The organism is Pseudomonas sp. SDO5522_S412, from assembly GCF_054071215.1.
This window is the reverse complement of the sequence record NZ_JBSVWQ010000222.1, coordinates 1-9292: the sequence shown is the minus strand read 5'-3', so window position 1 is coordinate 9292 and position 9292 is coordinate 1. Positions and strand designations below refer to the sequence as shown.

General features: G+C 61.5%; 7 protein-coding genes. 5 read left to right on the top strand and 2 right to left on the bottom strand.

Annotation, left to right across the window (positions count from 1 at the left end):
* Positions 1–64: 64 nt before the first annotated feature.
* The gene (locus ACW9I6_RS27370; protein WP_003214122.1) at positions 65–1021 is read right to left on the bottom strand and encodes a glucokinase; all 957 of its coding nucleotides are present in this window, start codon (positions 1019–1021) and stop codon (positions 65–67) included.
* Positions 1018–2844, bottom strand: a complete 1827-nt coding sequence (gene edd / locus ACW9I6_RS27365; RefSeq protein WP_003214119.1) for a phosphogluconate dehydratase — start codon at positions 2842–2844, stop codon at positions 1018–1020. Before edd ends, ACW9I6_RS27370 begins: the two co-directional genes overlap by 4 nt.
* A gap of 221 nt (positions 2845–3065) precedes the next feature.
* On the opposite strand from edd, the gene gap reads away from it, so the two are divergent.
* From gap to ACW9I6_RS27340, 5 genes are all read left to right on the top strand, one after another.
* Positions 3066–4067, top strand: a complete 1002-nt coding sequence (gene gap, locus ACW9I6_RS27360) for a type I glyceraldehyde-3-phosphate dehydrogenase (protein WP_003214117.1) — start codon at positions 3066–3068, stop codon at positions 4065–4067.
* A 184-nt stretch (positions 4068–4251) separates the two neighbouring features.
* Positions 4252–4770, top strand: a complete 519-nt coding sequence (locus ACW9I6_RS27355; protein WP_003214115.1) for an RNA polymerase sigma factor — start codon at positions 4252–4254, stop codon at positions 4768–4770.
* 61 nt (positions 4771–4831) lie between these two features.
* On the top strand, positions 4832–5800 hold the full coding sequence (locus ACW9I6_RS27350) for a FecR family protein (RefSeq protein ID WP_087694633.1): 969 nt from the start codon (positions 4832–4834) through the stop codon (positions 5798–5800).
* 117 nt (positions 5801–5917) lie between these two features.
* Complete coding sequence (locus tag ACW9I6_RS27345) at positions 5918–8497, top strand: TonB-dependent receptor (RefSeq protein WP_457340046.1); 2580 nt, start codon at positions 5918–5920, stop codon at positions 8495–8497.
* A gap of 131 nt (positions 8498–8628) precedes the next feature.
* On the top strand, positions 8629–9237 hold the full coding sequence (locus ACW9I6_RS27340) for a biliverdin-producing heme oxygenase (protein WP_003214109.1): 609 nt from the start codon (positions 8629–8631) through the stop codon (positions 9235–9237).
* Positions 9238–9292: the final 55 nt, after the last annotated feature.

The window sequence follows — 9292 nt, the reverse complement described above, 5'->3', positions numbered from 1 at the left end:
ATTCATCCAGTTGGAATGGGATTGAATGTGGGAGCGGGCTTGCTCGCGAAGAGGCCATCACTGCCTACGCAAATGCCTGCTCAAGCGCCACACCAGCACCTGTCAACCCTGAATACGGTGCCGTCACCAGCCACACCGGAATGCCTTTGAAGTAGTCGCTCATGCAGCCCTTGTCGCCAAAACTCCTGGCAAAACCACTCTTGATAAAGAAATCGGCAAAGCGCGGGATCACCCCACCCACGATGTACACCCCGCCACGACCGCCGGTGGTCAGCACGTTGTTACCGGCGACCCGGCCCAGCCAGATACTGAACTGGTCCAGCACTTCCAGGGCAATCGGATCACCCGCCAGGCCGGCAGCAGTGATGGCCTCGGGGGTTTCCAGAACCGCCTCGTGACCGTCCACCGCGCAGATCGCCCGGTACAACCTGGGCAAACCGCCACCGCTCAAGGCAGTTTCAGCGCTGACATGGCCGATCTCATTGTAGATGTGCTGCCACAGCTGGGCTTCACGCGGGCTGCTCACGGGCAGGTCGACATGGCCGCCCTCCCCCGGCAATGCCGCCCAACGGCCATGGCCGAGGTCGAGCAAGGTGCCCACGCCCAGGCCGGTGCCCGGGCCGATCACCACCGCAGGGCGCAACGGCTCCGGCGTGCCTTCGCACACCACGCGGAATTCGTCGGGCTTCAGGCGGGTCATGCCCAGGGCCATGGCCGAGAAATCATTCACCAGCAGCAGCTCGTCCACCTGCAAGGTCTTGCAGAACGCAGTCTTGCTCAGGCGCCAGTGATTGTTGGTGAATTTAAATTCATCTCCACTCACCGGCCCCGCGACCGACAGGCACACCGCGCCAATCGAGCCGATGGCCAGGCCTTCTTCCTTCAGATAGACCTGGATCGCCTCTTCCGGGCTGGCATGATCCGCCGTCGCATGGACGCGGATCGAATGCAGCTCCTGATCCCGCCACAACGCAAAACGGGCGTTGGTACCACCGATATCACCGACCAGCGCTAGCTTCACTTAAGTGTCTCCAAGGCAGAGGTAAAGGCGCTGGCGCCCTGCTCTGCGGAGCTTGCAGCCAAACGCATAAACGCAAACAACTCGCGACCGGCCCCCACGTTATTGCCCAGAAGGCCCGTGGCAGGCGCGCGCGCGGCAAATTCTTCGGCGTCCACCTTAAGCTCCAAGGTGCCTTTGACGCCATCCACGCGAATGATATCGCCATCGCGCACACGTGCCAGTGGCCCGCCGCTCTGGGCTTCGGGGTTGACGTGAATCGCGGCGGGAATCTTACCCGAGGCGCCGGACATGCGCCCGTCTGTTACCAACGCCACTTTGAAGCCACGATCCTGCAACACGCCGAGGAACGGGGTCATCTTGTGCAATTCCGGCATGCCGTTGGAGCGCGGGCCTTGGAAACGCATCACCGCAACAAAGTCTTTTTCCAACTCACCGGCCTTGAACGCGTCGGCCAGGTCTTGCTGGTCCTGGAACACCACGGCCGGGGCTTCGACAATTTGATGTTCGAGGGCCACGGCGGAGACCTTCATTACACCCCGGCCGAGGTTGCCTTCCATTACCCGCAGGCCGCCTTCCGGGGAAAACGCACGGGCCACGGGACGCAGGATGGTTTCGTCGAGGCTTTCAATCGGGCCTTCACGCCATACCAGCTCGCCGTCCACCAGGAACGGTTCCTGGGTGTAGCGGCTCAGGCCATGACCGGCCACGGTGTTGACGTCGTTGTGCAGCAGGCCGGCTTCCAGCAGTTCGCGGATCAGGAACGACATGCCTCCCGCCGCCTGGAAGTGGTTGATGTCGGCCTTGCCGTTTGGATACACGTGGGAGAGGGTCGGCACCACCTCGGAGAGGTCGGCCATGTCATCCCAGGTCAGGATGATGCCCGCCGACATGGCGATGGCCGGCATGTGCAGGGTGTGGTTGGTGGACCCGCCAGTGGCGTTGAGGGCGATGATGGAGTTGACGATGGATTTCTCGTCGACGATCTCGCCGATCGGCGTGAAGCTGCCGTTGGCCTTGGTCAGGCGCGTGACCTGGTGCGCGGCTTCGCGGGTCAGGGCGTCACGCAGCGGCGTGTACGGGTTGACGAACGAAGCGCCCGGCAGGTGCAGGCCCATGACTTCCATCAGCAACTGGTTGGTGTTGGCGGTTCCGTAGAAGGTGCAGGTGCCCGGGCTGTGGTAGGACTTCATCTCCGATTCCAGCAGCTCTTCGCGGGTGGCCTTGCCTTCGGCGTAGCGCTGGCGCACGTCGGCTTTCTGTTTGTTGGAGATCCCCGACGGCATCGGGCCGCCCGGTACGAAGATCATCGGCAGGTGGCCGTAGCGCAGGGCGCCCATCATCAGGCCGGGGACGATCTTGTCGCAGATACCCAGCATCAGCGCGGCGTCGAACATGTTATGGGACAGCGCTACCGCCGTGGACATGGCAATCACTTCGCGGCTCAGCAGGCTGAGCTCCATGCCTGGCTCGCCCTGGGTCACGCCGTCGCACATGGCGGGGGTACCGCCGGCGAACTGGCCAACAGAACCGACTTCACGCAGGGCCTTTTTGATTTGCTCGGGGAAATGTTCGTATGGCTGGTGGGCCGACAGCATGTCGTTATATGACGAAACAATTGCCACGTTGGCGGCGTTCATCATGCGCAGGCTGTTTTTGTCTTCGGTGCCACACCCGGCCACGCCGTGGGCAAAGTTGGCGCATTGCAGCTTGCCGCGCATCGGGCCGTCGCTGGCAGCGCCGCGAATGAGCGCAAGGTATGCCTCACGGGTTGCACGGCTGCGGGCGATAAGCCGTTCGGTGACCTCAAGTACGCGGGGATGCATGTATAGAACTCCAGGCTAACGGATGTGGCGACCTGAGTGTCTATGCTGGTCAAAAGCCCGCCGCGAAGAGGTTGGCAGGGTGTTGCTTGACCAATCGGACCAGTTGATTCAGGTCACTCGTTGTAGATTGAACAAAATATTGCCACTAAAAAGGCTTGTTTTCTATTTTTATGCGAATAATCTTGTAATTCTTACAACAAATCGACGACAGGCACCTTCCAATGACTCTACGTATCGCTATCAATGGTTTTGGCCGTATTGGCCGTAATGTCCTGCGCGCACTTTATACCCAAGGCTACCGTCAGGATTTGCAGATCGTCGCCATCAACGATCTCGGCGACAGCTCGATCAATGCCCACCTGCTTAAATACGACACCGTCCACGGTACTTTCGACGCAGAGGTCGCTCATGATCAGGAAAGCCTGACCGTGAACGGTGACCGGATTGCCGTGAGTGCCATTCGCAACCCGGCCGACCTGCCGTGGGCTGCCCACAAGGTGGACGTGGTGTTCGAATGCACCGGTCTGTTCACCGACCGTGACAAGGCCGCCGCCCATATTACCGCCGGCGCGCGCAAGGTGATCATCTCGGCCCCGGCCAAGGGCGCTGATGCCACCGTGGTGTATGGGGTAAACCATGACATTTTGCGTCAATCCCACCAGATCATCTCCAACGCTTCCTGCACCACCAACTGCCTGGCGCCCGTGGCCCAGGTGCTGCACCGCGAGCTGGGCATCGAAAGCGGCCTGATGACCACCATCCACGCCTACACCAACGACCAGAACCTGACCGACGTCTACCACACCGACCCGTACCGCGCGCGCTCGGCCACCCAGAACATGATCCCGAGCAAGACCGGCGCTGCCGAAGCCGTGGGCCTGGTGCTGCCGGAACTGGCAGGCAAGCTGACCGGCATGGCCGTGCGTGTACCGGTGATCAACGTGTCGCTGGTGGACCTCACCGTGCAACTGAAAAAAGAAGCCAGTGCCGAGCAGGTCAACGCGCTGCTGAAAGAAGCCAGCCAGCACTCGAAAATCCTCGGCTATAACACCCTGCCGCTGGTTTCCAGCGACTTCAACCATAACCCGCTTTCGTCGATCTTCGACGCCAATCACACCAAAGTGAGCGGCAAACTGCTGAAAGTGCTGGCCTGGTATGACAACGAGTGGGGCTTCTCGAACCGGATGCTGGATAACTGCCTGGCGCTGTGCAACGCCGAGTAATGCTCGGCCTGTAGGAGCGAGCTTGCTCGCGAAAAACGCAAAACCACCGCGTTTATTCAGGATGCCAGCGATATCGTTGACGCCCTTCGCGAGCAAGCTCGCTCCTACAGTAATCCAAAGTGCCACTTGCCATTTGCGTTGATGATAAGCATTATCATTCGCTGCAAATCGGTCTGGTATCACTGTGAGCCAATCTCGTTTCAACCAAGTCTTCCTCACCCAGCGGGTGATTTTGCTGCGCACCTTGCAGCGGATGGTGAATAACCACAGCACCGCCGAGGACCTGTTGCAGGAAACCTACCTCCGCGTTACCCGGGCCCTGAGCGAACGGCCGATCGACCACCTCGAACCCTTTGTCTACCAGACGGCGCGCAACCTGGCGCTGGACCACCTGCGCGCCCGCAGGATTCAGGCCCGCACCCTGCAGGAAGATGTCCCGCTGGACGTCCTGCAAAGCGTCGCCTCCCCCGTCAGCACCCCCGAAGACGCGACACAGGCCGAGCAATTGCTCGAGCACCTGAGTGTCAGCCTCGGCCAGTTGAGCGCCCGCCAGCAGCAGATATTCATCCTCAGCCGCCTGCACGGTTGCAGCTATCAGGAGATCGCCGACAAGCTCGACGTGTCCCTGAGCACCGTGCAGAAGGAACTGAAACTGATCATGGCCATCTGCATAGGTGTGGCCGAAAGACTGGATCGCCCTTAAGCTTTGTCGGCACAGTCTGTAGGACTATTGATTAAAACGTGGCGAAGACCCGAGGAACACCGTGACGGAACCGAATAAACGGCACCCCCATGAGCTCGCTCATGAGGTGTTGCAAGACGCGGCCATGGACCAAGCCCTCGACTGGCTGATCGCGTTGCAGTGCCCGCAACCCGGGCAGCAGGCGGAATTTGAAGCCTGGCTCGCCAACGACCCGTTAAACGCCGAAGCCTTCATCAAGGCCCAGACTGCCTGGGGCGGCGCGCCGGTTCACAGCGCTGCCGTCGCCCTGAATGCGCCACGCAAACCCAGCGCCTGGCGCCGTATCAAACCGCACTGGAAGCCCCTGGCCACTGCCGCTGTGTTGCTGCTGGGCCTGTTCAGCTTCAGCAACCTGCCTATGCGCCTGCAGGCCGACCATCTGACCGTGGTGGGCGAACGCCAGCGCCTGCAGCTGGACGATGGCTCGAAAGTGTTGCTCAACACCAACTCAGCCTTCTCCAGCAGCATCAAGGACCACCAGCGCATCGCCCGCCTGTATCAGGGCGAGGCGTTTTTCGAAGTGCTGCCCAGCCGTGGCCTGCCCCTGGAAATCGACGCCGGCCCGGTGCGCGCCAGCGTGCGCGACACCTCTTTCGCGGTGCGCTACTTGAACGGTGAAGCCCAGGTTCAGGTACAGCGTGGTGATGTCGACCTGAGCAACACGTTTGACGACGCGCGGGTGCGCCTGAGCGCCGGTGAAAGTATCCGCATCGGGCCCAAGGGCTTCGGCCAACCGGCCAAACTCGACACCACCAAGGACCTGGCCTGGGTCGACGGCCGGCTGATCTTCGAAAACTGCCCGATGAGCGAAGTGCTGGCCGAATTGCGTCGCTACTACCCCGGCTGGATCGTCAACAACAACGACAGGCTCGCCAGCGTGGCCGTCACCGGCAATTACCGGCTCGACCAGCCGCTCGACGTGGTGCGCTCCCTGGCCCACATCACCTCGGCCAAGCTCTCGGAATACCCGGCGCTGGTGATCCTGAACTAAATGAGAATTATTTTTACTCGATAGCCAGCGACGATACGTCTCGTTATAGCCAATGCAACTGATTCCTATTTGATTCAGTGCGCAACTATAAGATTCGTACCTTCCGGAGCGCTCTCGATGTCGTCTCGTTTCAACCGCCGGTCCTCTTCGCCCGTTCGCCGCCAGGGCTTGTCGCTGCTGACGGCCGCAATCCTGTTGGCCGGTGCGCCCGTCATGGCTGCCACCGCCGCCGAGCCTGCCAGCCGCAGCCAGGGCAATTACAGCTTCAGCATCGAGCAGCAATCCCTGGTCTCGGCGCTGAACGCCTTCACCGCGGTGACCGGCTGGCAAGTCGGCCTGCCGGCAGAACTGGGCCAGGGTGTGTCGTCCCCTGGCGTGCGCGGCTCATTGCCGGCGGATAAAGCCCTGGACCGGCTGTTGGTGGGGACCAACCTGGGCTATCGCAAACTGGGCAACAACAACATCGTGCTGGAAAAACGCGTCGCCGTCGGTGCCATCACCCTGCAACAGATGACCATCAGTGCCACCCGCCAGGAACAGGCCGTGGACAGCGTGCCCAGCACCGTGACCGTGCACGACCGCGAAGAACTGGACCGCCAGAACGTCAACACCATCCGCGAACTGGTGCGTTATGAGCCAGGTGTTTCGGTGGGCGGTGCCGGCACCCGCTCCGGCAATGCCGGCTACAACATTCGCGGGATCGACGGCGACCGCATCCTGACCCAGGTGGACGGCGTCGAGGTGCCGGACAACTTCTTCAACGGCCCCTACGCCAAGACCCGCCGCAACTACGTCGACCCGGAAATCGTCAAGCGCGTGGAAATCCTGCGCGGCCCGGCCTCGGCCTTGTACGGCAGCAGCGCCATCGGCGGCGCGGTGAGCTACTTTACCCTCGACCCCAACGACATCATCAAGCCCGGGCAGGACTACGGCGCACGCCTGAAGACCGGCTACAGCTCCGCCGATGAGAGCTGGCTGACCTCCGGCACCGTCGCCGGTCGCGTGCAGGACTTCGACGGCTTGCTGCACCTGAGCCAGCGCAACGGTCACGAGATGGAATCCTACGACGGGAATAACGCCACCGGCCTGGCCCGCACCGGCGCCAACCCGGAAGATGCGCGCACCACCAACGTGCTGGCCAAACTGGGTTGGAACTACGGCGAAGACAACCGCCTGGGCCTGACCTACGAGAAGTTCAAGGACGATCGCGACACCAACCTGAAAAACGCAGTGGGTGGCCCGTTTGTCGGTGGCCAGGGCTTCAATTTCTACCGCGGCCGCACGGGCAACGACACCATCACCCGCGAACGCTTCGGCATCGAAAACAAGTTCGCCCTCGACTCGCCGATTGCCGATCACATCAAGACCAGCCTCAACTACCAGATCGCCAAGACCGACCAGACCACCGCAGAAATCTACCAGCCATCGCGCAAGGTATTGCGCACCCGCGAGACCCTGTACGAAGAGAAGCAGTGGGTATTCGACGCGCAGTTGGACAAGGCTTTCAGCATCGGCGAAACCGACCATGTCGTGACCTACGGCACCACCCTCAAGCAGCAGAAAGTCACCGGTTCCCGTGAGGGCGCCGCGACCTGCCTGGCGGTCGGCGCAGGCTGCACCGCCATCGGTGCACCAAGCCCGTCGGCCGCCGACAGCGTGAAAAAAGCCAGCGACTTCCCCGACCCGACCATCAACTCCTACGCGCTGTTTGCCCAGGACCAGATTGCCTGGGACAAGTGGACCTTCCTGCCCAGCGCCCGCTACGACTACATCCAGCTCAAACCCAAGCTGACCCAGGAATTCCTCAATACCGTTGACCCGACACGCATCTACGACCACAGCGATTCGGAAAAGAACTGGCACCGTGTAACGCCCAAGTTCGGCGTGACTTACGCCCTGACCGAGCAATACACCTGGTTCGGCCAATACGCCGAAGGCTATCGCACCCCGTCGGCCAAGGCCTTGTATGGCCGCTTTGAAAACCTGCAGCAGCGCTACACCGTCGAACCCAACCCGGACCTCAAGCCGGAAAGCAGCCGGGGCGTCGAAACCGGGATTCGCGGCAACTTCGACTCGGGCTCGTTTGATGTGGCGGTGTACTACAACAAGTACCGTGATTTCATCGACGAAGATGCCTCGGTTGCCGGTGGCACCGTCCAGCAGTTCGAAGCCAACAACATCAAGCACGCCACCATCAAGGGCGTGGAGGCCAAGGGCCGCTTGAGCCTCGACGCATTCGGCGCACCGCAGGGCCTGTATACCCAAGGCTCGATTGCCTACACCTACGGGCGCAATGACGACAACGGCGAACCGTTGAACAGCGTCAACCCGCTCAAGGGCGTGTTCGGCCTGGGCTATGACCAGCAGAACTACGGTGCCCTGGTCAGCTGGACCCTGGTCAAGAAACAGGACCGCGTCGACAGCACCACCTTCTTCGCCCCTGACGGCAACAGCGCCAACGGCCCGTTCAAGACCCCGGGTTTTGGCATCGTCGACCTGACCGGCTTCTACAAGGTCACCAACGACGTGACCATCAACGGCGGCCTGTACAACCTGACGGACAAGAAATACTGGAACTGGGATGACGTGCGCAGCTACGACAGCGTCGGCGAAGCCGGTGTGACCGGCCCGGCCAACCTCGACCGCCTGACCCAGCCGGGCCGCAACTTTGCGATCAATCTGATCTGGGACATCTGATCCATGGAGCCTCACCCCGGCGCGATTTAATCTGCGCCGGGGTGAGGATTTTTTACTGTGACGCGTCTTCTGGTTCGTCTAGTTCATAACAGCCTGGCAACCAGACGCTTTCTCTTCTCAAGGACTCCCCGATGACCGCCTCCCCTACCGCAGAACGTGCAGCCCTGCGCTCCCAGCGCCTGAACCAGATCACCAACGAACCGCACACCAAGCTCGATGCGTTGGTGAAGGCCCACGCACCGTTTGAAACCCAGGCCAACTTCGCCCGCTTCGTGGTCGCGCAATACCTGTTCCAGTCGGAGCTGGTGGCGCTGTACAACGATGCAGAGTTGATCAAGATCGTCCCTGACCTCGCCGAACGCTGCCGTGCCGAAGCGGCCAAGCTGGACCTGGGCGACCTGGACACCGAAGTACCGGCACCGGTGGCCGGCGCGGTGAAAAACCCGAGCAAGGCCGAAGCGCTGGGCTGGCTGTTCGTGTCCGAAGGCTCCAAGCTGGGCGCCGCGTTCCTGATCAAGCGTGCCGTGGGCCTGGGTTTGAGCGAAACCTTCGGTGCCCGTCACCTGGGCGAGCCTGCGGGGGGTCGCGCTGAAGGCTGGAAGCGCTTCACCCGCACCCTCGACGCACTGGAATTCACCGCTGAAGAAGAAGCCGAAGTGGAGAAAGGCGCGATTGATGCGTTCGTGCGCTTCACCGTGTTGCTGGAACAGGCGTACGCTAGCGCCCCTGAGCTGGCCTGATTCCCTGATTGGAATGCAATCAAATGTGGGAGCGGGCTTGCTCGCGAATGCGGTG

What these genes read in the sequence shown, in the direction of transcription:
- edd (WP_003214119.1), bottom strand. Translation starts at nt 2,844, where the DNA reads ATGCATCCCCGCGTACTTGAGGTCACCGAACGGCTTATCGCCCGCAGC.
- gap (WP_003214117.1), top strand. Translation starts at nt 3,066, where the DNA reads ATGACTCTACGTATCGCTATCAATGGTTTTGGCCGTATTGGCCGTAAT.
- ACW9I6_RS27345 (WP_457340046.1), top strand. Translation starts at nt 5,918, where the DNA reads ATGTCGTCTCGTTTCAACCGCCGGTCCTCTTCGCCCGTTCGCCGCCAG.
- ACW9I6_RS27340 (WP_003214109.1), top strand. Translation starts at nt 8,629, where the DNA reads ATGACCGCCTCCCCTACCGCAGAACGTGCAGCCCTGCGCTCCCAGCGC.